The sequence below is a fragment of the Arthrobacter ruber genome (genome assembly GCF_002954225.1).
GTDB classification, from domain to species: Bacteria; Actinomycetota; Actinomycetes; order Actinomycetales; family Micrococcaceae; genus Arthrobacter_D; species Arthrobacter_D ruber.
In genome coordinates this window covers 80,249-104,408 of record NZ_PPTH01000018.1, presented here as the reverse complement: position 1 = coordinate 104,408, position 24,160 = coordinate 80,249, and the positions used below count along the sequence as shown (strand labels likewise).

Annotated in this window: 23 protein-coding genes; 12 read left to right on the top strand and 11 right to left on the bottom strand. The window is 69.3% G+C overall.

Annotation, left to right across the window (positions count from 1 at the left end; translation table 11 throughout):
- The first annotated feature begins 100 nt into the window (after window positions 1-100).
- The 6 genes from CI785_RS14335 to CI785_RS17195 all read left to right on the top strand — a co-directional run bounded on the left by CI785_RS14335 (window position 101) and on the right by CI785_RS17195 (window position 8,319).
- Entirely contained in the window at window positions 101-1,747 is a 1,647-nt protein-coding gene (locus CI785_RS14335; protein ID WP_105032780.1) for a peptide ABC transporter substrate-binding protein, read from the top strand.
- A 136-nt stretch (window positions 1,748-1,883) separates the two neighbouring features.
- Window positions 1,884-2,810, top strand: a complete 927-nt coding sequence (locus CI785_RS14330) for an ABC transporter permease (protein ID WP_105032779.1) — start codon at window positions 1,884-1,886, stop codon at window positions 2,808-2,810.
- Window positions 2,803-3,822 carry an ABC transporter permease gene (locus CI785_RS14325; RefSeq protein WP_105032778.1) on the top strand — a complete coding sequence of 340 codons (1,020 nt, stop codon included), beginning with the start codon at window positions 2,803-2,805 and terminating at the stop codon, window positions 3,820-3,822. The genes CI785_RS14330 and CI785_RS14325 overlap by 8 nt, the downstream gene beginning before the upstream one ends.
- Window positions 3,819-5,564 carry an ABC transporter ATP-binding protein gene (locus CI785_RS14320; RefSeq protein WP_105032777.1) on the top strand — a complete coding sequence of 582 codons (1,746 nt, stop codon included), beginning with the start codon at window positions 3,819-3,821 and terminating at the stop codon, window positions 5,562-5,564. Before CI785_RS14325 ends, CI785_RS14320 begins: the two co-directional genes overlap by 4 nt.
- Before the next feature lie 226 nt (window positions 5,565-5,790).
- On the top strand, window positions 5,791-7,707 hold the full coding sequence (gene typA / locus CI785_RS14315) for a translational GTPase TypA (protein WP_105032776.1): 1,917 nt from the start codon (window positions 5,791-5,793) through the stop codon (window positions 7,705-7,707).
- Window positions 7,708-7,719: 12 nt separating this feature from the next.
- On the top strand, window positions 7,720-8,319 hold the full coding sequence (locus CI785_RS17195) for a hypothetical protein (RefSeq protein ID WP_157940281.1): 600 nt from the start codon (window positions 7,720-7,722) through the stop codon (window positions 8,317-8,319).
- A 31-nt stretch (window positions 8,320-8,350) separates the two neighbouring features.
- Here the strand turns inward: CI785_RS17195 and CI785_RS14305 are convergent, their stop codons facing one another.
- The 5 genes from CI785_RS14305 to aztB all read right to left on the bottom strand — a co-directional run bounded on the left by CI785_RS14305 (window position 8,351) and on the right by aztB (window position 13,346).
- Window positions 8,351-8,845, bottom strand: a complete 495-nt coding sequence (locus tag CI785_RS14305; RefSeq protein ID WP_105032774.1) for an ArsR/SmtB family transcription factor — start codon at window positions 8,843-8,845, stop codon at window positions 8,351-8,353.
- Window positions 8,846-9,000: 155 nt separating this feature from the next.
- On the bottom strand, window positions 9,001-10,257 hold the full coding sequence (aztD, locus tag CI785_RS14300; protein WP_240615215.1) for a zinc metallochaperone AztD: 1,257 nt from the start codon (window positions 10,255-10,257) through the stop codon (window positions 9,001-9,003).
- A 23-nt stretch (window positions 10,258-10,280) separates the two neighbouring features.
- The gene (gene aztC, locus CI785_RS14295; protein WP_105032773.1) at window positions 10,281-11,198 is read right to left on the bottom strand and encodes a zinc ABC transporter substrate-binding protein AztC; all 918 of its coding nucleotides are present in this window, start codon (window positions 11,196-11,198) and stop codon (window positions 10,281-10,283) included.
- Window positions 11,195-12,460 carry an ABC transporter gene (locus tag CI785_RS14290; RefSeq protein ID WP_105032772.1) on the bottom strand — a complete coding sequence of 422 codons (1,266 nt, stop codon included), beginning with the start codon at window positions 12,458-12,460 and terminating at the stop codon, window positions 11,195-11,197. Before CI785_RS14290 ends, aztC begins: the two co-directional genes overlap by 4 nt.
- Complete coding sequence (gene aztB / locus CI785_RS14285) at window positions 12,447-13,346, bottom strand: zinc ABC transporter permease AztB (protein WP_105032771.1); 900 nt, start codon at window positions 13,344-13,346, stop codon at window positions 12,447-12,449. Before aztB ends, CI785_RS14290 begins: the two co-directional genes overlap by 14 nt.
- 53 nt (window positions 13,347-13,399) lie before the next feature.
- Here aztB and aztA point away from each other — a divergent pair, with 53 nt between their 5' ends.
- Window positions 13,400-14,167, top strand: coding sequence for a zinc ABC transporter ATP-binding protein AztA (gene aztA, locus CI785_RS14280; RefSeq protein ID WP_105032770.1), 768 nt, complete (start codon window positions 13,400-13,402; stop codon window positions 14,165-14,167).
- Window positions 14,168-14,297: 130 nt separating this feature from the next.
- Here aztA and CI785_RS14270 read toward each other — a convergent pair whose 3' ends face one another.
- A complete protein-coding gene (locus CI785_RS14270; protein ID WP_105032769.1) occupies window positions 14,298-14,525 on the bottom strand; it encodes a putative acetyltransferase in 228 nt (75 codons plus the stop codon).
- A 144-nt stretch (window positions 14,526-14,669) separates the two neighbouring features.
- Between CI785_RS14270 and fdxA the strand changes: the two genes are divergently transcribed.
- From fdxA to CI785_RS14255, 3 genes are all read left to right on the top strand, one after another.
- A complete protein-coding gene (fdxA, locus tag CI785_RS14265) occupies window positions 14,670-14,996 on the top strand; it encodes a ferredoxin (protein WP_105032768.1) in 327 nt (108 codons plus the stop codon).
- Window positions 14,997-16,151 carry a succinyldiaminopimelate transaminase gene (dapC, locus tag CI785_RS14260; RefSeq protein ID WP_105032767.1) on the top strand — a complete coding sequence of 385 codons (1,155 nt, stop codon included), beginning with the start codon at window positions 14,997-14,999 and terminating at the stop codon, window positions 16,149-16,151. It abuts the gene before it with no gap.
- Between the two features lie 175 nt (window positions 16,152-16,326).
- Window positions 16,327-17,610 carry a citrate synthase gene (locus tag CI785_RS14255; protein ID WP_105032766.1) on the top strand — a complete coding sequence of 428 codons (1,284 nt, stop codon included), beginning with the start codon at window positions 16,327-16,329 and terminating at the stop codon, window positions 17,608-17,610.
- A gap of 71 nt (window positions 17,611-17,681) precedes the next feature.
- Here CI785_RS14255 and galE read toward each other — a convergent pair whose 3' ends face one another.
- Window positions 17,682-18,707, bottom strand: a complete 1,026-nt coding sequence (gene galE / locus CI785_RS14250) for a UDP-glucose 4-epimerase GalE (RefSeq protein WP_105032765.1) — start codon at window positions 18,705-18,707, stop codon at window positions 17,682-17,684.
- A 126-nt stretch (window positions 18,708-18,833) separates the two neighbouring features.
- Between galE and CI785_RS14245 the strand changes: the two genes are divergently transcribed.
- Window positions 18,834-19,445 carry a hypothetical protein gene (locus CI785_RS14245; RefSeq protein WP_105032764.1) on the top strand — a complete coding sequence of 204 codons (612 nt, stop codon included), beginning with the start codon at window positions 18,834-18,836 and terminating at the stop codon, window positions 19,443-19,445.
- Between the two features lie 38 nt (window positions 19,446-19,483).
- Here CI785_RS14245 and CI785_RS14240 read toward each other — a convergent pair whose 3' ends face one another.
- A complete protein-coding gene (locus CI785_RS14240; protein WP_240615214.1) occupies window positions 19,484-20,362 on the bottom strand; it encodes a hypothetical protein in 879 nt (292 codons plus the stop codon).
- 3 nt (window positions 20,363-20,365) lie between these two features.
- Window positions 20,366-21,337 (bottom strand): 2,3,4,5-tetrahydropyridine-2,6-dicarboxylate N-succinyltransferase, encoded by a 972-nt coding sequence (dapD, locus tag CI785_RS14235; protein WP_105032763.1) that lies wholly within the window; start codon window positions 21,335-21,337, stop codon window positions 20,366-20,368.
- A gap of 33 nt (window positions 21,338-21,370) precedes the next feature.
- Between dapD and dapE the strand changes: the two genes are divergently transcribed.
- Complete coding sequence (dapE, locus tag CI785_RS14230; protein WP_105032762.1) at window positions 21,371-22,462, top strand: succinyl-diaminopimelate desuccinylase; 1,092 nt, start codon at window positions 21,371-21,373, stop codon at window positions 22,460-22,462.
- A 143-nt stretch (window positions 22,463-22,605) separates the two neighbouring features.
- Here dapE and CI785_RS14225 read toward each other — a convergent pair whose 3' ends face one another.
- The gene (locus CI785_RS14225; protein ID WP_105032761.1) at window positions 22,606-23,475 is read right to left on the bottom strand and encodes an amino acid ABC transporter permease; all 870 of its coding nucleotides are present in this window, start codon (window positions 23,473-23,475) and stop codon (window positions 22,606-22,608) included.
- Window positions 23,472-24,149: an amino acid ABC transporter permease gene (locus CI785_RS14220; protein WP_105032760.1), complete on the bottom strand. Its 678-nt coding sequence runs from the start codon at window positions 24,147-24,149 to the stop codon at window positions 23,472-23,474. Before CI785_RS14220 ends, CI785_RS14225 begins: the two co-directional genes overlap by 4 nt.
- Window positions 24,150-24,160: the final 11 nt, after the last annotated feature.

Sequence of the window (24,160 nt, the reverse complement as noted above, 5' to 3'; positions counted from 1 at the left end):
ACGGGCATATGATCTTCCGGTGTGAGTTGGCTCTCGCTATCTGCGGAGCAACTTTCCCGGCCACATCAGCGCCGGATCGACCCAATACCTAGGAGGCGGAATGCGTTTCACGCGCACTTCCAAGATGCTCAGCGTCGCGGCCCTCGCCGCACTGTCACTCAGCGCATGCGGTGGCGGAAGCTCTGAGTCCGGCACCACCAGCGGTACCACCGGCGCCACAGACGCGGTCATCGTCGTCGACGGCTCCGAGCCCCAGAACCCGCTGATCCCCACCAGCACCAACGAGGTGGGCGGCGGAGCGATCCTCGACCTCATCTTCGCGGGCCTCGTCAGCTACGACGCCGACGGCAAGCCCCAGAACGAGATGGCCGAGTCCATCGAGACCGAGGACGCGCAGACCTACACGATCAAGCTCAAGGAAGGCAAGACCTTCACCAACGGTGACCCCGTCACCGCGAGCTCCTTCGTGGACGCGTGGAACTACGGTGCCGCAGCCAAGAACGCCCAGCTCTCCAGCTACTTCTTCGAGAGCATCGAAGGCTACGACGAGGCCAGCGCCGAGGGCTCCACCGTGGAGACCATGAGCGGTCTCACCGTCGTCGACGACACGACCTTCACCGTCACGCTGGCCCAGCCGGAATCCGACTGGCCGCTGCGCCTCGGCTACAGCGCGTTCTTCCCGCTGCCCGCCGCAGCCCTCGAGGATCCCGCCGCGTTCGGCGAGAACCCGATCGGCAACGGCCCCTACAAGTTCGCCTCCGAGGGTGCCTGGCAGCACAACCAGCAGATCGAACTCGTTCCGAACGACGAGTACGAGGGCCCTCAGGCCGCGCAGAACGCCGGCGTGACGTTCAAGATCTACCAGAACGACACCACGGCCTACCAGGACCTGATCTCGGACAACCTGGACGTCCTCAAGACGATCCCGACGAGCGACATCAAGAACTTCAAGAACGACCTCGGCGAGCGCTCCATCGAGTCTCCCTACGCGGGCAACCAGACCATCGCCATCCCCTACTACCTCCCGAACTGGGACGGCGAGGCCGGCAAGCTCCGCCGTCAGGCGCTGTCGATGGCGATCAACCGTGACGAGATCACCGAGGTCATCTTCAACAACGGCCGTACGCCCGCCAAGGACTTCACCGCGCCCGTCCTCGACGGCTACAGCGAGGACCTGCCCGGCAGCGAGAACCTCGAGTACAACCCGGACGAGGCCAAGAAGCTCTGGGCCGAGGCCGAGAAGATCGAGCCCTACGACGCGTCGCAGCCCCTGACGATCGGCTACAACGCCGACAAGGGCGACCACAAGACGTGGGTCGAGGCCGTGGTGAACAACATCAAGAACAACCTCGGCATCGAGATCTCGGGCAAGCCGTACGCGACGTTCAAGGAAGCCCGCACGGAAGCCACGGAGGAGACCCTCTCGGGTGCCCTGCGTGCCGGCTGGCAGGCCGACTACCCGTCGCTGTACAACTTCCTCGGACCCATCTACGCCACCGGCGCCGGGTCCAACGACGCCCGCTACAGCAACCCCGAGTTCGACCAGCAGCTGACCGACGGACTCGCCGCCAGCTCCGTCGAGGAGGGCAACGAGGCCATGAACAAGGCCCAGGAGGACCTCCTGGAGGACCTCCCGGCCATCCCGCTGTGGTACCAGGTCGCCCAGGGCGGCTGGAGCAACAACGTGGACAACGTCGAGTTCGGCTGGAACGGTGTTCCGCTCTACTACGCCATCACCGGCAAGTAACCCCTAGCGGTCTCGGGGCCCGCCCGGCACGCCGGCGGGCCCCTTTTCCGTGCTCCAACGAAAAGGTTCAACACCTCATGAGCAACCCCTCACTGCGTCCCGTCCGGACGCACGCCGCACCGGGAGGTGCGCACTGATGGTCTGGTACATAGCCCGACGCTTCCTGCAGCTGATCCCCGTCTTCCTCGGCGCGACGCTGCTGGTGTACTTCCTCGTCTTCAGCCTCCCGGGTGACGCCACCGCGGCCATCTGCGGCGAGCGCGGCTGCACCCCGGCCGTCGTCGCGGGCCTGCGCGAGCAGTACAACCTGGACCAGCCCTTCTGGATCCAGTACCTGCTGTACCTCAAGGGCGTCCTGACGTTCGACCTCGGCACCAACTTCTCGGGCCGCCCGATCGCCACCATCATCGCCGAGGTCTTCCCGACCACGGCGAAGCTCGCCATCATGGCCCTCGTCATCGAAGCCGTCTTCGGCATCGTGTTCGGCCTCATCGCGGGGCTGCGCAAGGGCAGGATCTTCGACTCCTCCGTCCTCGTGCTCTCCCTAATCGTCATCGCCGTGCCCATCTTCGTGCTCGGCTTCCTGATGCAGTTCCTCATCGGCGTCAAGCTGCAGTGGACCAACCCGACCGTGAGCGGTGATGCGACCTTCACCGAGCTCCTGCTCCCGGCCATCGTCCTCGGGCTCGTGTCCTTCGCCTACGTGCTGCGCCTGACCCGCACGAGCATCATCGAGAACGTGAACGCGGACTACGTCCGTACGGCGACGGCCAAGGGCCTCAGCCGCCGGCGCGTCGTCGTCGTGCACGTCCTCCGCAACTCGCTGATCCCCGTCGTGACCTTCCTCGGTGCCGACCTCGGCGCCCTCATGGGCGGTGCGATCGTCACCGAAGGCATCTTCAACGTCAACGGGGTCGGCAACACCCTCTACCGCGCCGTACTGAACGGTGACGGACCGATGGTCGTCTCGATCGTCACGTTCCTGATCCTCATCTTCTGCCTGGCGAACCTGCTGGTGGATCTCCTGTACGCCTGGCTGGACCCAAGGATTCGATATGCCTGAACCGATTTCACCCACCGAGGCCGCCGTGCCCACCCAGGCTCCCACGCCCGTGGCGCGCACGAAGCGGTCCGCCTACCCGATCGAGCACTTCGTCGCCGACCTGGACGAGACACCGGTCCGGGCCACGGACAGCGCGGTGTCCGACGCCGCGCCCCGCAGCCTCTGGGGCGAGGCGTGGCGCAGCCTGCGGAAGCAGCCGCTGTTCATCATCAGCGCGATCCTGATCCTCGCGGTCATCTTCGTGGCGCTGTTCCCCGGGCTGTTCACGAACGAGCCGCCGAACGAGAACTGCCTGCTCGAGAACTCCGACGGCGGTCCCGCTCCCGGCCACCCCCTGGGCTTCACCGTCCAGGGCTGCGACATCCTCTCCCGCGTGGTACACGGCACGCAGTCCTCGCTCACCGTCGGCCTGTTCGCCACGCTCGGCGTGGTGCTGATCGGCGGCCTCATCGGCGCGCTGGCCGGCTTCTTCGGGGGCTGGGTCGATGCGGTGCTCGCCCGCGTGGGTGACATCTTCTTCGCCCTCCCGCTGATCCTCGGCGCGATCGTGGTCGTGCAGCTTCCCGTGTTCCAGCAAAACCGGAACGTATGGACGCTCGTCGTCATCCTGGTGGCCTTCGGCTGGCCGCAGATAGCCCGGATCACGCGCGCCGCGGTGATCGAGGTCCGCAACGCGGACTTCGTGACGGCGGCCCGCTCGCTCGGCGTCTCGCCGCTGGGTGCGCTCGTCAAGCACGTCATCCCGAACGCGCTCGCCCCGGTCATCGTCATCGCGACGATCTCACTCGGCACGTTCATCGTGGCCGAGTCCACGTTGTCCTTCCTCGGCATCGGCCTCCCTCCCGAGGTCATGTCGTGGGGCAATGACATCTTCTCGGCGAAGCCGTCGCTGCGCAGCAACCCGATGGCGATCTTCTGGCCGGGCCTCGCCCTGTCGATCACCGTTCTGAGCTTCATCATGCTGGGCGACGCCCTGCGTGACGCTCTCGATCCGAAGGCACGCAAACGATGAGCCACAGCATCAGCAACGAGGGCGGCCGCCGCGCCGCCCGCACCGCCACGGCGGCGGCCCCCGCACCCGCGGGGACCCCCCAGCCGCTGCTCGAGCTCCGCGACCTCGCGATCACCTTCACGACGTCCAACGGTGACGTCCCGGCGGTGCGCAACGCGCACCTCACCGTGATGCCCGGTGAGACGGTCGCGATCGTGGGGGAGTCGGGGTCCGGCAAGTCGACGACGGCGCTGGCCGCCATCGGCCTGCTGCCCGGCAACGGGCGCGTCTCCCACGGCAGCATCATCTTCGACGGCGAGGACATCACCCATGCCTCGGAGAAGCGCATCGTCGAGCTCCGCGGCTCGTCGATCGGCATGGTGCCGCAGGATCCGATGTCCAACCTGAATCCCGTCTGGAAGATCGGCTTCCAGGTCAGGGAGACGCTGAAGGCCAACGGATTGCCGAGCGGCCCCCAGGACGTGGCGAAGGTGCTCGCGGAAGCGGGCCTGCCCGACGCCGCGTCGCGCGCCAACCAGTACCCGCACGAGTTCTCCGGTGGCATGCGCCAGCGGGCCCTCATCGCCATCGGCCTGTCCTGCCGGCCGCGCCTGCTCATCGCCGACGAGCCGACCTCGGCGCTCGACGTCACGGTGCAGCGGCAGATCCTGGACCACCTCGACACCATGACCGAGGAGCTCGGCACCGCCGTGCTCCTCATCACCCACGATCTCGGCCTCGCCGCCGAGCGCGCGCACAAGGTGATCGTGATGTACAAGGGGCAGGTCGTCGAGGCCGGTCCGGCCCTCGAACTGCTGACGAACCCGCGCCACCCGTACACCCAGAAGCTCGTGGCCTCCGCCCCGTCCATCGCCTCGCGGCGCATCGAGTCGGCCAAGAGGGCCGGCGTCGAGACGGAGGACCTCCTCGCGCCCGCCGCGGCGCAGGGTGCGGCGCTGGACAAGGTGATCGAGGTCGAGGACCTGACGAAGGTCTTCAAGATCCGGGGGAGCTGGGGCAAGTCCACCGACTTCACGGCCGTGGACAAGGTCTCCTTCTCGATCGCCCGAGGCACCACCACCGCCGTCGTGGGCGAATCCGGCTCGGGCAAGTCCACCGTCGCGAAGATGGTGCTCGGACTCGAGGGCGCTTCATCAGGCAGCATCCGGTTCGACGGCGTGGACATCACCACCCTCGGGCGCAAGCAGATGTTCGACTTCCGTCGCCGCGTCCAGCCCATCTTCCAGGACCCGTACGGCTCGCTCGACCCGATGTACAACATCTACCGCACCATCGAGGAGCCGCTGCGCGTCCACGGGGTCGGCGACGCGAAGAGCCGGGAGAAGAAGGTCCGCGCACTCCTGGACCAGGTGGCCCTGCCGTCCTCGATGATGCAGCGCTTCCCGAACGAGCTCTCCGGCGGTCAGCGTCAGCGCGTGGCCATCGCCCGGGCGCTCGCCCTGGACCCCGAGGTGGTCATCTGCGACGAGGCCGTCTCGGCTCTCGACGTGCTGGTGCAGGCCCAGATCCTGAACCTGCTCGCCGACCTGCAGGCGGAGCTGGGCCTGAGCTACCTCTTCATCACGCACGACCTCGCGGTGGTCCGCCAGATCGCCGATCACGTGGCCGTCATGGAGAAGGGGAAGCTCGTGGAGCAGGGCACCACCGACGAGGTGTTCGACAACCCGAGGACCGCCTACACACAGGCGCTGCTCGCGGCGATCCCGGGAGCGGGCCTCGTCCTGCCCCCCGAGGTCGCGTAGGCGTCTCCCAGGCAATCGGCGCCCCGAGCACGACGGCGGTCCTCCACCGGAGGGCCGCCGTCGTCGTCCCGGAACGCTCCGCCCCGGGTGCGCCCACAGCTGATCCGGACCCGCAGCGCCCATGCGCATTAGGTCTGTTTTTCCCCAGCGCCTAGACTGGTAAGAGGGCGTGCAGTGCAGCCGCCGTCAATTTCCCCGCAGTAGATACCGAATTGAGTAATCACGCATGTCTGAAACCACAGGCAACACCGCTGTCCGCAGCGATCTCCGCAACGTAGCCATCGTGGCTCACGTTGACCACGGAAAAACCACCCTGGTCGATGCCATGCTGAAGCAGACCAATTCGTTCGCTGCACACGGCGACGTGGCCGACCGCGTCATGGACTCCGGTGACCTCGAGCGCGAGAAGGGCATCACCATCCTCGCGAAGAACACCACGGTGTTCTACGACGGCCCCTCCGCCAAGGGCGAGACGATCACCATCAACGTCATCGACACCCCGGGCCACGCCGACTTCGGTGGCGAGGTGGAGCGCGGCCTGTCCATGGTTGACGGCGTCGTCCTCCTCGTCGACGCGTCCGAGGGCCCGCTGCCCCAGACCCGCTTCGTGCTCCGCAAGGCCCTGGCGGCGAAGCTCCCCGTCATCCTGCTGGTCAACAAGACCGACCGCCCCGACTCCCGCATCGAGGACGTCGTCAGCGAGTCGATGGACCTCCTCCTCGGACTGGCGTCCGACCTCGCCGACGAGGTCCCCGACCTCGACCTCGACTCGATCCTGAATGTGCCCGTCGTGTACGCCGCGGCCCGTGCAGGAGCGGCGTCGCTCGAGCAGCCGGCGGACGGCACCGTGCCGACCAACGACAACCTGGAGCCCCTGTTCCAGACGATCATCGAGCACATCCCCGCGCCCCGCTACAACCCCGAGGGTGTGCTGCAGGCCCACGTCACCAACCTCGACGCCTCGCCGTTCCTCGGCCGCCTCGCGCTGCTGCGCATCTTCAACGGCACCCTGCGCAAGGGCCAGCAGGTCGCCTGGGCCCGCCAGAACGGCGAGCTGAAGACCGTCAAGATCACCGAGCTCCTGGCCACCAAGGCCCTGGACCGCGTGCCCACCGAGTCCGCCGGCCCCGGCGAGATCGTGGCCGTGGCCGGAATCGAGGGCATCACCATCGGTGAGACCCTCACCGACGTCGACAACCCGCAGCCGCTGCCGCTCATCACGGTCGACGATCCCGCGATCTCCGTGACCATCGGTATCAACACCTCGCCGCTGGCGGGCAAGGTCAAGGGCGCCAAGGTCACCGCGCGCCAGGTCAAGGACCGCCTCGACAAGGAGCTCATCGGCAACGTGTCGCTCCGCGTCCTGCCGACCGCGCGCCCCGACGCCTGGGAGGTCCAGGGTCGCGGCGAGCTCGCGCTGGCCATCCTCGTGGAGCAGATGCGCCGCGAGGGCTTCGAGCTCACGGTCGGCAAGCCGCAGGTCGTCACCAAGACCATCGACGGCAAGATCCACGAGCCGATGGAGCACATGACCATCGACGTCCCCGAGGAGTACCTCGGCGGCGTCACCCAGCTCATGGCCGCCCGCAAGGGCCGCATGACGAACATGGCCAACCACGGCACCGGCTGGGTACGCATGGAGTTCATCGTCCCCGCCCGTGGCCTCATCGGCTTCCGCACGCGCTTCCTGACGGACACGCGCGGTGCCGGTATCGCCGCGTCGATCTCCGAGGGCTACGAGCCGTGGGCCGGTGACATCGAGTACCGCACCAACGGCTCGATGATCGCGGACCGCGCCGGCGTCGTCACCCCGTTCGCGATGATCAACCTCCAGGAGCGCGGCTCGTTCTTCGTGCAGCCCACCTCCGAGGTGTACGAGGGCATGATCGTCGGCGAGAACTCCCGCGCCGACGACATGGAGGTCAACATCACGAAGGAGAAGAAGCTCACCAACATGCGGGCGGCGTCCTCGGACACCTTCGAGAACCTGACCCCGCCGCGCAACCTCACCCTCGAGGAGTCCCTCGAGTTCGCCCGCGAGGACGAGTGCGTCGAGGTCACACCGGAGTCCATCCGCATCCGCAAGGTCATCCTCGACGCCAACGAGCGCATGCGCGCGTCGCGTTCACGCGCCCGCGCCTAGCACCGCACCACCATGGCACACGACGACGCCGGTTCCTCCCCAGCAGGGGAGGGCCGGCGTTCGGCGTTCCCGGAGCTTCCCGACGGTGCACCTGCCGTCCCGGCGGACGCCCCTCCGGCGCGGGGTACACGTCCGGCGGTCCCAGCAGGCATCGATGCGTCCGCCACTCCTACGGGGGCGGCCGCCGAGGCGCCGGCCCCTCCTGCCGCCGGCGGCACAGCACCCCACCGGGTGACGGCGGTCCTCGGCTCGATGATGGCAGGCGGAATCGCCGCGGTGTTCGGTACAGTGCTGCACGGCCAGCTGGTCCACCTGGGCCCGACGGCTCTTCCCGTCGGGGCGCTGGCCGCCCTCGTCCTCGCCGGCAGCCTGTTCCTGCTCTGCGGGCTCTGGGCCCGGAACGTCATCCTGACGGCCGTGGCCGGAGCCGTGGCCTACGGGATCGTGGCGCTGCTCTCGACGTCGTCGAAGACCCTGATCCTCACCGGCTCGTCGGAGGCCGCACCGGGCACGGCCCTCGCCGGGAATCTCTGGCTCTTCGGCGTGCTCGCGGTGACGCTTGCCGCCGTCGTGACCGGCAGTGTCCTGCTGCGTCCTGTGCGTCGCCGCTGAGGCGTTCCCGCGGAGCCCGCGCGGTTCCGGATCAGTCGGAGGCGCGGTCCAGGTGGTGCGCCAGCATGATCGACGTCGCCGTGCCGTCGGGATCGGGCGCCCGTTGCGCGTAGTCCTCGAAGACCTCGCGGATGCGCCCCATCATCTCCGCGCGGTGCTCGTCACTGAGCCGCACACCGAGCCGCCATACGTCGATCTCGGACGGCTGCAGGCCCTCGATCTCCTGCAGGAACGTCTCGATCAGGACCGGCGCGGAGTGGGGGATGCGGGTGTGCCAGGACAGACCCGTGGCACGGTACGGGATCTCCTTCGCCCCCCGATTACCGGTGCGGGCCTCGTCCGCGGCGAGGAAACCCGTCGAGAGCAGTGTCCGGACATGGTGCAGGGCCGTCGCCGGGTTGAGGTCCAGCGTCTCCGCGATCTCCTTGTTGGTCCTCGGTCTATGGAGGCACAGCCGCAGGATGCGGAGCCTGACGGGGGAGCTGAGCGCCCGGCCGCGGGCCTGGAGGTCCTCGTCTGATTCCATCCGCCGATCATACGGGAGATCGCGCCGATGATTGACGAGTCCCAATCACTAAAGGACCACCGGATCCGTGGCGGTCTCGTCGGCTGCTCCTCCATGGGGGGGCCGTCCGGTGGGACCGGCGCCCGGAAGGCACCGGCTCCACCGGACGGGAGGGGCTATCCCTCGACGGCGGCGATCTCGTTCGGGATGCCGGGGAGTTCGTCGGACGAGGTGATCCTCCCGGTCGCGATGTCCACTGCATGCAGCTTCTTCGCTGTGGGGTCGGTGATGTAGGCGGTGCCTCCGAGGACCTTGATGGCGGGGTGCGGGTCCTGCCACTCGACGGGTCCCTCCCACGCGTCGATGACCGGCGTGGAGCCGGTGATCTCGCCCGTCACGGGGTCCATGCTGTGCAGGGCGCCGTCGGAGGCGAGGATCAGGACCTCGCCGTCCGGGCCGCGGGCGACGTCGCGGAAGGTGTACTCGACGCCCTCGGGGAGGTCGATGACCTTCATCGTCTTCGACTCGGTGTCGATCAGGGTGAGCTGGTGCAGGAGGTAGCCCTCGAGGTCGGGATCGTCCTTGTAGTCCCCGGCGATGATGGGGCTGGTCTCGCTGACGTAGGCGTTGCCCATGCGTCCGAACTCGTCGGGGGCGTCGATCTTGGTGATCGTCCCACTGTCGAAGACGAGCGCCCCGTCGCTGCAGCCGAAGACGACGACCTCGTTCATGGCGGTGCCTTCACCGTGGACGGACGGGCACTGGTCACTGGTGGCGATCTCCTTGCCGTCGGCGTCGAGGACCCTGATGCCGGAGCGGCTCTCGGAGGTGCCGACGGTCGTGAGGAAGGTGCCGTCCTCGAGGACGATGGACACGCCGTGGTGTGCCTCGTCACCGGGGATGACCTCGGTCGCCGGGAGGCTGTCGGGATCGCCGAGGAGGTCATCGGTGGTGAAGACGGTGGTGTCGCTGGTGCCGTCGGCGTAGAGGATGGTCTTGTCCCCGTGCTGGACGACGTGGCCGGCGGTGTCGGCCTCGAAGACGAGGTCGGTGAGCTTCGGCTGCGCCTGCCGGGATCCCGAGGAGTCCGTCCAGGTTCCGAGGTCGAGGACCCGGAAGCCCTCGGGGACCGTGACCAGGGCGTGGCGTCCGTCGCCGGCGGGGTTCAGGCGCGTGAAGCCCTCGATGGGCATGTCGCCCTCGACCTCCAGTGTGGTGCCGTCGACGACGACGATGCCGCCGTCGTACGTCAGGGCGACGCGGGAGGCAGGGGCGAGGGCCTCGGCCGATGCGGTGGTCTCCGGAGCAGCCGACGTGCCGGTCGCCGGTTCGGAGGAGGAGCCGCACGCTGTCAGGAGCAGGGCGGAAGTGGCCACGGTGGCAGCAAGGGCCAGGTGCCGTGGGCGTTTCGTGAGCGGAATGGCTGTCATCATCATTCTTCCTGTGTCGACGGATCTCAGGGTGAGAGTCCGGTGGAGATGCGCTCGGTATTGGTGCGCATCATGGTGAGATACGTGTCAGCGCCCTCACCGGGGTTCGTGAGGGATTCGGTGAAGAGCTCGACGACGTCGACGTCGATGTTCGCGCCGTCGGCGAGGACCTGGACGAGACGGTCGGGCTGGGAGGATTCCGCGAAGACGGTGTCCACCTTCGCTTCCTCGATGGCCGCGACGAGGTCGCGCAGGTCGGAGGCGCTGGGGGAGGCGAGGGTGGTACCGCCCGGGATGACGGCGCCGATGATCCGGAAGTCGTAGCGTTGCGCGAGGTAGCCGAAGACGTGGTGGTTGGTGACCAGGTTCCGCCGGTCGGCAGGGATCGCCGCGAAGGCTTCCGTCATGGCGGCATCGAGGTCCGTGAGTTCTGCCCGGTACTCGGCGGCGGAGGTCTCGACGGCGTCGGTGTCGATCCCGTCGATAGCCGCTACGCGTTCCAGGAGTCGGTCGACGACATCGGCCATGAGCGCGGGATCGGTCCAGAAGTGGGGATCGGGTGCGCCTTCGGATTCACCGTCCGCGTACGCGAGGGATTCGATGACCTCGCCGGCGACGAGAAGGGGTACGGCTTCGGACTGCGCGCTGTCGATGTGCTGCTGCAGGCCCTCCTCGAGGCCGAGTCCGTTCGTCACGATGAGATCGGCCTGCCGCATCATGGCGCCGTCCTGCGCGGAGATCTCGAAGGAGTGCGGGTCGGCGTTCGGCTGCATGAGGACGCGGATGTCGGCCTCGTCGCCGACGACGTTCCGGACGACGTCCCCGAGGATGTTGGTGGTCACCACGATGACCGGTTCGTCACCGGCCGCTGCAGCACATCCGGAGGCCCCGATGATCGTCGTCGCGGCCAGGACCAGGGCGATGTGCCGTCGTGCCCGGTTCATCGACCGACCTCCGCCAGGTGCGCTGGGACGGTGCCGGTGTCGAAACTGCGGGCGATACGGCCGCTGTCGGCGAAGTCGATCTCGAACAGGGTCTGCTCGGCGGGGGCGTTGAGGTAGGCGCGCTGCTGGTCGACGGTCAGCTCGGCACCGGCCAGGAGGGCCGGGTCCGTCAGGGTCTGTGGCAGGAGTGGTTCGGTCGAGGCGATCGTCCCGCCGGTCCCGGCAGTGAGGACGAGGACGCGGCCGTCCTCGGCGAGGGCGACGACATGGCCTTCCCTGTCGTCGACCGCGGATACCTGGAGCAGCGGCACATCGGTGGGGACGAGTTGCCAGGACCGCTCCCGGGTGTCGAGCAGCCAGGCGCCATGGTCGCCCGCGACCGCGGCGACGGTCGGCCGTCCTTCGCGGGCCCGGAACTCCGTGGCCTTCGGCGCGCTCGTCCCGGCCGGGTAGGGGATCCGCTCGTACGTGATGTCGCCGTCGTCGAGCGTCACCAGGAGAGCGCCGTCGTCGCACCCGATGACGACGCCGACCGATGTGGTGATCGTCCCCCGGGCATCGACGCAGTCAGCGATCGCACCGTCGATCGGTTCGCCTTCCCTGTCATGGGCCTGGACGGAGGCGGCGATCCCGTCGGTGCCAGGTCGGGTCAGGAGGGTGACGTCCGCCAGGGGGACGAGCATCCCGGGGTGGGGATCGATGGAGAGCTCGGCGCGGACGCTCAGTTCTCCCCTGGCGAGGGCGTCGTTGTCGAGCACGCTGCCCTTGCCGCTGTCGGGGAAGTAGACACCCGTCGTCGAGGACCCGGAGGTGACGACGGCTTCGCCTTCACCCTCGACGGTGCCGATGGTTCTCGATTCGCCGTTGTAGTAGTGGAAGTGGTCCTCGTGGTCCCAGGTCCACATGCCGCTGTCGATGACCGTCATCGCACCGGTGGTCGCGGACGACGCGAAGAGGTACCGCCCATCGGTGACGGTGTCGCTGACCTCGGGGACCTGCCCGAGGGCGGTAGTGGTCCCGTCGGCCAGGTCGAGCAGGTCGACCCGGCCTTCGACGTCCAGCGTCATGAGGTGGAGCTGGGGCTCGGCGACCTCCGTGGAGCCCTCGAGGGTTCCGTGGCCGTCGCCCAGCGGGGCCGGGGCAGAGCTGGAGGCAGTCGGGGTGTCGGCCGCGGAGTCCGCGGCGGGCTCGGCCGTGGAGCAGGACGCGAGGGTCAGGGCGAGCAGGGGGAGGCAGGGCAGCAGGGTCTTAGGCGTTCGCACGAAGGGCTTTCTGTGAAGGAGCTGCTACCGGTTCCGAACCGGTGGAGCTGTCGCTGGGGCTGGTGGCGGGGCGTCGGCGCGTGATGTCGCGGAGGATGCTCGACACGGCCGCGCACGCGATCGCGGCGAGGGCGATGGAGGCTCCGGCGGCGGTGCCGAGGTGCCACGAGGCGAGGAGCCCGAGGACGACGGACAGGACGCCCACCAGGGCCGCGAGGGCCATGGTGTTCGGGATCCGGGTGGTCCAGGGTGCGGCGGCGACGGCCGGGGCGAGGAGCAGGCCGATGACGAGCAGCGCGCCCACGGCCTGGTAGGACACGACGACGGCAAGGGTCACGAGTCCGACGAGGAGCACCTGTGCCAGGCGCGGACGCAGCCCCATGACCTGGGCGATCCGGCGGTCGAAGGCGAGGGCCACGAACGCGCGGTGGAAGGCGGCGGCGACGAGCACGGTGAGGAGCAGGGCGCCGGCGAGGAGGCGGAGATCACCGGAGCCGATCGCCAGCACGTCGCCGAAGAGGATGGCCGTCGCGTCCGTGGCGAAGCTGCGGGAGTGGGAGATGATGATGACGCCGGTGGCGAGCATGCCCACGAAGAACAGGCCGATGCTCGTGTCGTGGGACAGTCGTCCGCGGCGGGCCAGGAGGCTCACGCCGAGGCTCATCACGACCGCGCTGCCTGCGGCTCCGAGGATGACGGGTACGCCGGCCAGCGTAGCGAGTGCGACGCCGGGGAGCATGCCGTGTGCCATCGCCTCACCCAGGAACGCCATCCCGCGGATGACCACCCAAGTGCCGACGACGGCGCAGATGGCAGCGCAGAGCGAGCCGCCGATGAGTGCACGCAGCATGAAGTCGGTGGCGAAGGGTCCGATGAACGAGGTCACGGGCCCACCCTAGGCTTAAATGAGTTTCATTCTCAACATGGTAGTTTGGCGGGATGCCTCAGTCCCGGAGCCCCCACGATGTCGCCGCCGCACCGTCGGCCCCACGCGAGCTCGAGCCCCTCACGCTCTCCGACGTCCGGTTCGACCACGACGGCGTCGAGGCGTTGCGCGGTGTCTCCCTGTCGATCCGACCCGGAGCGGTGACGGTCATCATCGGTCCGAACGGCTCCGGGAAGTCGACGGTGCTCGCGCTGCTCGCCGGTCTGCTCGCTCCCCGGAGCGGCACGGTGTCATCCGCCGGGCCTGCCCGCACCGCCCTCGTCGTGCAGCGCAGCGAGGTGTCCGATCGCATGCCGCTCACGGTGCGGGACGTCGTGACCATGGGCCGCTGGTCCGATACCGGTCTCCTGGGACGCCTGCGGGCCGCTGATCGTCGCATCATCGACGACTGCATCGGCCTCGTGGGCCTGGACGGCTACCAGGACCGACCCCTGGGAGCCTTGTCGGGCGGCCAGCGCCAGCGGGCCTTCCTGGCCCAGGGCCTGGCCCAGCAGGCGGACGTCCTCCTGCTCGACGAACCGACCACCGGCCTCGACGCCGCCACCCGCGCGGTGGTCGCCGACGTCCTGCTCACCGAACGGGCGCGCGGAGCAACCGTCGTCTGCGTCTCGCACGACGACGTCACCCTGGCAGCGGCCGATCATGTCATCCGCCTCGAAGCGGGCCGTGTGGCACCTGCAGGGCCGGACATCCGCGGACGTCGGCAGGGGAGGCCGGAGGATGCGGCAGAACCCGCTCCGACGTGTCCGCCCCGCGCGTAGGGCCCCCGCCGGCCCTGCCGGCCCTGCTAGCCCTGCCGGCCCTACTGACCCTGCCGGCCCTGCCGGCCCTGCTGACCCTGCCGGCCCTACTGACTCTGCCGGCCCTACTGACCCTGCCGGACCGGACGGCCTATCGTCGCGGAGCGCGGCGCGGGGGAGCGGGCGGCACGGGTTTCGCAGCCGTGACGTCGGCGAGCGGCACGACGTCGTCGCCCCTGCGGGTGCGTACGGTGCAGGTGGTCGCATCGAGTGCCACCAGGTCACCCAGCGAATCGGTGAAGCCGTCGGCCAGGCGGCGCCGCACCACCACACGCGTGTGCAGGGGGAGCGACGCGAGGAGGCCGGCGGGAGTCTGCACCCGTCAAGGGTAGGCCCTCGGGCGCCCCGAGGGAGGACCGGTGGCCCGACGTCGATGGTCGGGCCGCGCGGGTGGTTGCGTTAAGCTGGGAAACGCACCGACCGTGTGGCAGCCGCCCCCGGATTCCAAGGAAAGGCGTGGGAAGTGACCTACGTAATCGCGCAGCCCTGCGTTGATGTCAAGGACAAGGCCTGTATCGAGGAGTGCCCTGTCGACTGCATCTACGAGGGGGAGCGGTCCCTCTACATCCAGCCCGACGAGTGCGTCGACTGCGGTGCGTGCGAACCCGTCTGCCCCGTCGAGGCGATCTACTACGAGGACGACACGCCCGAGCAGTGGGCCGAGTACTACAAGGCGAACGTCGAGTTCTTCGACGACCTCGGCTCGCCCGGTGGCGCAGCGAAGGTCGGCAACACGGGCTTCGACCACCCGATCATCGCGGCCCTGCCGCCCCAGAACCAGCCCGCCTAGGTGACGGTCGGGGAGCCGAAGCCCTTCGGCCTGCACCTGCCCGACTATCCGTGGGACGCCATGGCGCCCTACCGGGACATCGCGTCGCAGCACGCCGACGGCATCGTGGACCTGTCCATCGGCACGCCCGTGGACCCGACACCGCAGCTCATCCGCTCCGCGCTCGCCGCGGCATCCGACGCGCACGGTTATCCCACCACGCACGGCACCATCGCCCTGCGTGAGGCGGTCAGTGCCTGGTTCGCCCGTCGCAGGGCGGTGCCCGGCATCGACCCCCAGGACATCCTCCCGACCGTGGGATCGAAGGAGCTCGTCGCCTGGCTGCCCCTGCTGCTCGGCCTGGGTGCCGGCGACGTCGTCGTGCGTCCTACCGTGGCGTACCCCACCTACGACGTCGGCGCGCACCTCGCGGGCGCGAGCCCGGTGGCCGCCGACTCCCTCGCCGATCTCCCCGACGACGTCCGGTCGCGCGTGCGCCTCGTGTGGATCAACTCGCCGGGGAACCCCACCGGCGACGTCCTCGACGTCGCGGGCCTGCGGACCATCGTCGACGAGGCGCGGTCGCTGGGCGCCGTCGTCGCGTCCGACGAGTGCTACGGCGAACTGGGCTGGGGCCGCTGGGACCCCGCCGAGGGCGGCGAAGCGGTGCCGAGCGTCCTCGACCCGCGGGTCTGCGGCGACTCCTCCGAGCTCCTGCTGGCCGTCTACTCGCTGAGCAAGCAGTCCAACCTCGCCGGCTACCGGGCCGCCTTCACCGCGGGCGACCCTGCGATCATCGCCAACCTCGTGAACTCGCGGAAGCATGCCGGCATGATCGTGCCCTACCCGGTGCAGGAGGCCATGCGGGTGGCCCTCGGGGACGATGCCCACGTCGCGGAGCAGAAGGACCTGTATCGCCGTCGTCGGGCACGGCTCATCCCCGCCCTGGAGGCGGCCGGCTTCACCATCAGCGGCTCCGAGGCGGGCCTGTACCTGTGGGCGTCCGACGGCCGGCCCACCTGGGACAGCATCGCCCGGCTCGCCGGACTCGGGATCCTCGCGGGCCCGGGCACCTTCTACGGGGAGGCCGGCCACGGCTTCGTGCGGATCGCCCTGACGGGCAGTGACGAGAGGGTCGGGGCCGCGGTGACGCGTCTGGCCGCCGCCGGGTACTGACGAGGAGCCGGCCGACGGCCCGTGCCCCGGTGCGCGAAGGGCAGCAGGATTAGCGATCAGGGGCTCGCTGACGGTAGCGTTTCGCTTGAATGTGCTGTCCCCGGAATGATGTGTGTCCTCCTGCGTAGTGACGAATAATGGCGAGGACCTCGCTCCAGCTCCTGAAGGAGAACCTATGACCGAGCAGAATGCTGCTTCCCTGCACTACGGCGGCGGGGAGCTCAGCCTGCCGCTGGTGCCCGCCGTCGAAGGCAACAACGGCTACGACGTGTCCAAACTGCTGAAGCAGACGGGCCAGGTCACCTTCGACCCCGGCTTCATGAACACCGCGGCCACGACGTCCGCGATCACCTACATCGACGGCGACGCCGGCATCCTGCGCTACCGCGGGTACCCGATCGAGGAGCTGGCGAAGAACTCCAGCTTCCTCGAGGTCTCCTATCTCCTGATCTACGGCAACCTGCCGACGCCGCAGGAACTGAGCGCGTTCGACGGACGCATCCGCCGCCACACGCTGCTGCACGAGGAGCTCAAGGGCTTCTTCGGCGGGTTCCCCCGCGACGCGCACCCCATGCCGGTGCTGTCCTCGGCCGTCTCGGCGCTGTCCACCTTCTACCAGGACTCGCTGGATCCGTTCGACGACGAGCAGGTGGAGCTCTCGACGTTCCGCCTCATGGCGAAGCTGCCCGTGATCGCGGCCTACGCGCACAAGAAGTCCATCGGCCAGCCCATGCTGTACCCCGACAACTCCATGAACCTGGTGGAGAACTTCCTGCGGCTCTCCTTCGGCCTGCCCGCCGAGCCCTACGACCTCGACCCGATGATGGTCAAGGCCCTGGACCTGCTGCTCATCCTGCACGCGGACCACGAGCAGAACTGCTCGACGTCGACCGTGCGGCTCGTCGGCAGCTCGAACGCCAACATGTTCGCCTCCGTCTCGGCCGGCATCAATGCGCTCTTCGGCCCGCTCCACGGCGGCGCCAACGAGGCCGTGCTCAACATGCTGCGCGACATCAAGGCCAAGGGCATGCAGCCCGAGGACTTCATGGAGAAGGTCAAGAACAAGGAAGACGGCGTGAAGCTCATGGGCTTCGGGCACCGCGTCTACAAGAACTACGACCCGCGCGCGAAGATCGTCAAGGCCACGGCCCACGACATCCTCAGCAAGCTCGGCGGCAACGACGAGCTGCTCGACATCGCCATGCGGCTCGAGGAGAAGGCCCTCGCCGACGACTACTTCATCGAGCGGAAGCTCTACCCGAACGTGGACTTCTACACGGGCCTCATCTACAAGGCCATGGGGTTCCCGGAGAAGATGTTCACCGTGCTCTTCGCGATCGGACGCCTCCCGGGCTGGATCGCCCAGTGGCGCGAGATGATGCAGGATCCGCAGACGAAGATCGGCCGCCCCCGCCAGCTGTACACGGGTGAGGGAGAGCGCCACTACCCCGCGAACTGATCGCACGCAGGACGACGGCGGCCGCCCACCCTCCCGGGTGGGCGGCCGCCGTCGTCCTGTGCAGGGGCGGGTCAGTCGCCGGAGACGGTGGCGTAGCCCTGCGGGTTGTTCTTCTGCCAGCGCCAGTGGTCCTCGCACATGTCGGTGAGGGTGCGGCGGGCGGACCAGCCGAGGTCGGCGAGGGCCGACGACGGATCCGCATAGCTGACGGCGGCGTCCCCGGGCCGGCGGGGGGCGAACTCGTAGGGGACGTCGCGGCCCACGGCGGCCGAGAAGGCCGCGAGGACCTCCAGCACCGAGGACCCGTTGCCCGTCCCCAGGTTCCACGTGTGCACGCCGCCGCGGGCCACGAGGTAGTCCAGGGCCGCGAGGTGTCCCTCGGCGAGGTCGACGACGTGGATGTAGTCGCGCACACCCGTCCCGTCCTTGGTGGGGTAGTCGTTGCCGAACACCAGGACCTTCTCGCGCCGGCCCACGGCCACCTGCGCCACGAACGGCAGGAGGTTGTTGGGGATACCGGTGGGGTCCTCGCCGATGGTCCCCGAGGCGTGGGCTCCCACCGGGTTGAAGTAGCGCAGCAGGGCGATGTTCCAGCGCGGATCGGCGGCACCGAGGTCGCTCAGGATGTCCTCGATCTGCTCCTTCGTGCGCCCGTACGGGTTCACTGCGTCGAGGGGCAGCTTCTCCGTCAGGGGCACTTCCTCCGAGGCGCCGTAGACCGTCGCCGAGGAGCTGAACACGAGCGTGCGCACATCGGCGTCGTCCATCACCCGCAGCAGGTTCAGGGTGCCGCCCACGTTGTTGGAGTAGTAGTACAGCGGCTTCTCGACCGACTCGCCCACCGCCTTCAGCCCGGCGAAGTGGATGACGGCGTCCACCTGCTCCTCGGCGAAGATGGCACGCAGCCGCGGCTCGTCGAGGAGATCGGCCTGGTGGAAGGTCGCCGCGCGTCCGGCCAGGGCCGCGACGCGGTCGAGCGAGGTGACGGTGGAGTTCGCGAGGTTGTCGACCACGACGACGTCGTGGCCGTGGTCGAGCAGGGTCAGGACGGTGTGCGAGCCGATGTAGCCGCTGCCACCGGTAACGAGGATCTTCATGCTTCCATCCTAGGTCGGTGCCGCGGCCCCGCCCCGACGGCATACGTCGAGAGGTCTTCGGTCTTTGAAGCGGTATCCGGCCGGGGGCTACTCTAGGGAGCAGCCTGGCAGGGACGAAGGAGGCCCATGTCGAACCCCGAACACGGCCACACTGCCTACTTCAGCGTGGACACGTCGGAAGTGCTGCTCGTGGCGCTCTACCTGCGCGACTGCGCAGGGCTGCGCGGGGTGGGCCGGCCCGCGCTTCCACCGGTGATCCCTCCCGTGCGGACCGTCGACACGCGGCGCCTGAGCGGGCCCGGGGGAGCGACGGCGCTGAGGGTCGAGTGGGAGGCGTGGTGGCACGGCCTCCTCGCCCGTCCGATCGGCGACGCCGTGCTGCCCGTCCCGCCCCGCTTCGAGGCCCTGGACGGCATGGAGGCGCTCAAGTCACTGCTGAGGGCCCATTTCGGGGCGGCGATGGACTGGGCCGAGGAGCGGTGCGCCGAGTACGCCCTGCACACGGGCGCCCGCGGGGCCGAGAGCATGGAGTACCTGCTGGGACGCCTGCTGCAGGAACGCGAGCTCGAGCTGGGCCGCGACGCCCGCCGCTTCACCCTGGAGATCGTGGAACTGCCGCTCGGGGTCCGCAGGGCGTGGTGGGTGGAGCCGGACAAACTCATCATGTGCCAGGAACTGGTCGACGACGAGCGCTCCTTCCGCAGCTACGTGGAACCCGTCGTGAGGATGCTGGCCTGAGTCCTCACCCCTGTACCTGACGGGTTCCCGGCACCGGCTCAGGGCGTCACGCCCGCGACGGTGATGACGAGCGTGCCGGGGGCCGACGTCGCCGACGTCCACCCGCCGTCGGACCGCACCCACCGGAGACCGGCGTGCTCCACCGAGGTGATCGAGTGGGTGGAGGCGTTCGCCACGGCCCACTGCGCCGCTGCCCACCCGGTGGCGCCGGTGAGTTCCAGCGTCAGCCGGTTCCCGTCCACCACCCCGCCGAGCGGCCCGAAGACCTCCTCCGCGGCTGCGGACAGGGCCAGCGCGTCGCCTGTCCCGGTCGGTCCGCGCAGCGTGCAGTCGAGGGCGGCGGGGGAGTTGCCGGTGAGAGCCGAGGCGAAGGCCCGGCCCTCGGGCTCGTGGTCCGCGTACGCGTCCGGGAAGGCGGAGCGCTGGACGGTCTGCGCGGCCTGGGTGATCGGCAGCGTCTCGTATCCCGGCACCTGCACGAGGGCGTCGTAGAAGGCCCCGGTGGCGTAGAGGGGCATCATGATCTGCTCCTCCGTGCCCCAGCCCTGCGAGGGGCGCTGCTGGAACAGGCCACGGGAGTCGGGTCCGGCGTCGTCGCCGTAGCCGATGTTCTCCAGCCGCGACTCCTGGATCGCGGTGGCGATCGCGATCGACGCGGCACGCGCCGGCAGGCCCCGCCGGACGGCGACGCCCGCGATCAGGGCCGCGTTGCCCGCCTGGGTGGGCGTGAGTTCGAACGTGTCCGCGCCCACCGTGGCACTGCAGCGCTCCCGCACCAGCACCTCGCTGTCGTCGAGGTGGTGCACGGCGACGGCGGTCCCGCCGACGACGACGGCCACCAGGGCGGTGAGCAGGACGCCGGTCCGCAGCCGGCGCCTCCGGCGCCGGACCGCGGCGGAAGGACCACGCGGAGCCACGTGCTAGTTGGCGTGCAGGGCCGGGTTGAGGGCGATGCCGTCCCCGGTACGGGGGCGCGCCTCGACGGCTCCGGTCGTGGAGTTGCGCAGGAACAGGATGCCGGACTCGCCCGAGAGCGCACTCGCCTTCACGACCGTCCCGTCCTGCAGCGTCACCTTGGTGCCCGCCGTGAGGTAGAGCCCGGCCTCGACCACGCAGTCGTCCCCGAGGGAGATGCCCACACCCGATTCCGCACCGAGCAGGCACCGCTCGCCGATGGTGATGCGTTCCTTGCCGCCGCCCGAGAGCGTCCCCATGATGGAGGCCCCCCCGCCCACGTCCGAGCCGTCGCCGACGACGACGCCCGCCGAGATGCGGCCCTCCACCATGGAGTGCCCGAGCGTCCCGGCGTTGAAGTTCACGAAGCCCTCGTGCATCACCGTGGTGCCGTCGGCGAGGTGCGCACCCAGGCGCACGCGGTCCGCATCGGCGATGCGTACCCCGGCGGGCACCACGTAGTCCACCATGCGGGGGAACTTGTCCACGCCGTGCACCGCCACCGGGCCGCGGGCCCGCAGGGCCGCGCGCACGGTCTCGAAGTCCTGCACCGGCGCGGGCCCGTGGTTCGTCCACACCACGTTGGGAAGCAGGCCGAAGATGCCGTCGAGATTGATCGAGTTGGGCTGCACCAGCCGATGGGAGAGGAGGTGGAGCCGCAGATAGGCGTCCTCGGTGCCTGCCGGGGCGGCGTCGAGGTCGATGGTCAGGTCGACGACGCGCTGGGTGACCTTCCGGGCATTGTCCACGCCGGCCTCGGCGAGGGCCTCCAGCGTGTCGCGCAGATGGGTGGAGGTGTCCCCGTCCCCGCCGAGCCGCGGCGCGGGGAACCAGGTGTCCAGGACGGTGCCGTCGGCGGCGACCGTGGCGAGGCCGAGGCCCCCGGCCACGCGGTCGGTGGTGCCGGGCATGGACGGGCTGGGCAGGGGAGGAGTCATGGGTCCGAGTCTACCGAGCGATAGTGTTGCAGCATGATTCCTCTCTCCTCCGCGGAGCTCGATCCCGCTTCCGACGTGGCCCACCTGACGGCCCGGCTCATCGACATCGAGAGCGTCTCCGGCAACGAGGGGGCCGTCGCCGACGCCGTCGAACACGCACTGCGGCGCCTGGGCCACCTCGAGGTGGTGCGCGACGGCGACTGCGTGATGGCGCGGACGCGGCTGGGCCGTTCCGAGCGCGTCATCCTGGCGGGACACCTCGACACCGTGCCGCTGCCCACCACCCCCGGAGCACGGGGGACGGTGCCGTCCGCATGGGCCGGTGAGGTGCTCTACGGCAGGGGTGCCACGGACATGAAGGGTGGCGTCGCGGTCCAGCTGGCACTCGCCGCAGCGCTCCCGGACCCGACGCGCGACATCACGTTCATCTTCTACGACCACGAGGAGGTCGAGGCGTCGCTGAGCGGACTCGGGCGCGTGGCCGCGTCCTATCCGGAGTGGCTCCAGGCCGACTTCGCCGTCCTGCTGGAGCCCACGGACGGCACGGTGGAGGGCGGATGCAACGGGACGGCGCGTTTCGAGGTCCGCGTGACCGGCAGGGCGTCCCACTCCGCGAGGGCCTGGATGGGCGTCAACGCCATCCACGGCGCCGCCGAGATCCTCGTCCGGCTGCGGGACCACGAGCCCGCGACGGTCCACGTGGACGGGCTGGACTACCGGGAGAGCCTCAATGCCGTGAAGATCATCGGAGGCACCGCAGGCAACGTGATCCCGGACAGCGCGGTGATCGAGGTGAACTACCGCTTCGCCCCCGACAAGACCCCCGACCAGGCGGAGGAACACGTGCGGGCGCTGCTCGAGGGCTTCACGGTGGAGCGGACCGACGCCGCCGCCGGCGCGCGTCCCGGGCTGCAGCATCCGGCGGCGGCCGCGTTCGTCGCGGCGGTGGGCGCGGAGCCCAAGCCCAAGTACGGCTGGACCGATGTCGCGCGGTTCAGTGCCCTCGGGGTACCCGCGGTCAACTTCGGCCCCGGCGACGCGCTCCTGGCGCACACGGACGACGAGCACGTCCACGCTGACGCGGTGCGTGCCTGCCTGAAGGCCATGGTGGACTGGCTGTCCTGACCGGGCCGTCCTGAAGGTTCGTTCCGATCGTGTCCTCCCGGCACCGGGCCCGGTTCCCCGGACCGGGGGAGGACGACGAAGGGCCCGGCGGTTGCCGGGCCCTTCGTCGTCGGTGCGTGTCCGCGTCCGCTACCATGCAGGACTCATGTGGACGCGGCGTCCAGCGCGACGGCCTCCCGTGCCACCGGCTTCCGCCCCTTGGTGCGGAAGCTCAGGAGCACGGACAGGCGCGTGGCCAGGGTCGAGAGCGCGAAGTTGATGACGATGAAGATCGCAGCTGCGACGAACAGCGAGGGGATCACGTTGCCCTCACCGACACCGAGCCGCCGCGTGTACTGCAGCAGTTCCGGGTAGGTGATGATGAAGCCCAGTGCGGAGTCCTTGAGGATCACCACGAACTGGCTGATCAGCGCGGGCAGCATGGCGATGAGCGCCTGCGGTACCTCGATGTTCCGCAACGACTGGTTGCGCGTCAGGCCGATCGCCATGCCCGCCTCGCGCTGGCCCCGGGGCAGTCCGTGCACGCCGGAGCGCACGAGTTCGGCGATCACGGAGCCGTTGTAGAGCGTGAGGGCGAGGATCACGGCGATGAGCGGGGCGTCCTGCGGTTTCACGGCCCCGGAGCTGCCGAGCGCCAGCCAGAAGAAGATCATCATGAGCAGTACCGGCACGGCCCGCAGGAACTCGACCACCACGCCGGCGATCCAGCGGACCGGCGCCACGTGCGAGAGCCTGCCGACGCCGAAGACCAGCCCGAAGACCACCGAGGTGACGATCGCGATGGCGGCGGCCTTCAGGGTGTTGCCGAGGCCCGGCAGGATGAAGAACTCCCAGGTGCGGGACTCCAGGAACGGCGCCCACATGCTCCCGGCGAACTGGCCCTTCTCCGCGAGGGCGGAGATCACCCAGGCGAGGACCCCGAGGACGATCAGGACGCCCACGATGTTGCCGATCAGGATGTTCCTGCGCGCACGGGGTCCCGGTGCGTCGAAGAGGACCTGCTGCGCGCTCATCGTGCCACCGCCAGTTTCCGTGAGGCCCAGGTGGTGAGGAGTCCGACGGGGATCACGAGGATCACGAAGCCCAGCGCGAAGGTGAGGAAGATCGGGAAGACGAGGTCCGAGCGGAACTCGATCATGGTCTTCATCAGTCCCGAGGCCTCGGCAGCGACGGAGCCCGCGGCCGCGACCGTCGAGTTCTTGATGAGGGCGATCAGCACGTTGCCGAGCGGGGCGATCGCGCCGCGGAAGGCTTGCGGCAGGATGATCAGGCGCGCTGCCGGCAGGAAGCTCAGCCCGATGGCACGGGCCGCTTCGGCCTGACCCAGCGGGACGGTGTTGACGCCGCTGCGGATCGCCTCGCAGACGAAGGCTGCGTGGTACAGCGCGAGCCCCACGATGGCGATCCGGAACAGGCTGACGTTGAGCTCGGACGCCAGGCTGATCTGCATGACGGAGAACAGCCCGAGGAAGCCGAAGGCCAGGATGATCGTCAGCGGGGTGTTACGGAAGATGTTGACGTAGGCCGCACCGAACCACTGCAGGCTCGGGATGGGGGAGATGCGGAACAGGGCCAGGACGGTACCGAGGGCCAGGGCCCAGAGGGCGGCCCAGAAGGACAACTGGATGTTGACCCAGAACGCGGCAGGGACGTCGTAGGTCTCGAACAGCGACAGGTAGTTCTCCACGGTTCACCTCT

What these genes read in the sequence shown, in the direction of transcription:
- CI785_RS14335 (WP_105032780.1), top strand. Translation starts at nt 101, where the DNA reads ATGCGTTTCACGCGCACTTCCAAGATGCTCAGCGTCGCGGCCCTCGCC.
- CI785_RS14330 (WP_105032779.1), top strand. Translation starts at nt 1,884, where the DNA reads ATGGTCTGGTACATAGCCCGACGCTTCCTGCAGCTGATCCCCGTCTTC.
- CI785_RS14325 (WP_105032778.1), top strand. Translation starts at nt 2,803, where the DNA reads ATGCCTGAACCGATTTCACCCACCGAGGCCGCCGTGCCCACCCAGGCT.
- CI785_RS14320 (WP_105032777.1), top strand. Translation starts at nt 3,819, where the DNA reads ATGAGCCACAGCATCAGCAACGAGGGCGGCCGCCGCGCCGCCCGCACC.
- typA (WP_105032776.1), top strand. Translation starts at nt 5,791, where the DNA reads ATGTCTGAAACCACAGGCAACACCGCTGTCCGCAGCGATCTCCGCAAC.
- CI785_RS17195 (WP_157940281.1), top strand. Translation starts at nt 7,720, where the DNA reads ATGGCACACGACGACGCCGGTTCCTCCCCAGCAGGGGAGGGCCGGCGT.
- CI785_RS14305 (WP_105032774.1), bottom strand. Translation starts at nt 8,845, where the DNA reads ATGGAATCAGACGAGGACCTCCAGGCCCGCGGCCGGGCGCTCAGCTCC.
- aztD (WP_240615215.1), bottom strand. Translation starts at nt 10,257, where the DNA reads ATGATGACAGCCATTCCGCTCACGAAACGCCCACGGCACCTGGCCCTT.
- aztC (WP_105032773.1), bottom strand. Translation starts at nt 11,198, where the DNA reads ATGAACCGGGCACGACGGCACATCGCCCTGGTCCTGGCCGCGACGACG.
- aztA (WP_105032770.1), top strand. Translation starts at nt 13,400, where the DNA reads ATGCCTCAGTCCCGGAGCCCCCACGATGTCGCCGCCGCACCGTCGGCC.
- CI785_RS14255 (WP_105032766.1), top strand. Translation starts at nt 16,327, where the DNA reads ATGACCGAGCAGAATGCTGCTTCCCTGCACTACGGCGGCGGGGAGCTC.
- galE (WP_105032765.1), bottom strand. Translation starts at nt 18,707, where the DNA reads ATGAAGATCCTCGTTACCGGTGGCAGCGGCTACATCGGCTCGCACACC.
- CI785_RS14245 (WP_105032764.1), top strand. Translation starts at nt 18,834, where the DNA reads ATGTCGAACCCCGAACACGGCCACACTGCCTACTTCAGCGTGGACACG.
- dapD (WP_105032763.1), bottom strand. Translation starts at nt 21,337, where the DNA reads ATGACTCCTCCCCTGCCCAGCCCGTCCATGCCCGGCACCACCGACCGC.
- dapE (WP_105032762.1), top strand. Translation starts at nt 21,371, where the DNA reads ATGATTCCTCTCTCCTCCGCGGAGCTCGATCCCGCTTCCGACGTGGCC.
- CI785_RS14225 (WP_105032761.1), bottom strand. Translation starts at nt 23,475, where the DNA reads ATGAGCGCGCAGCAGGTCCTCTTCGACGCACCGGGACCCCGTGCGCGC.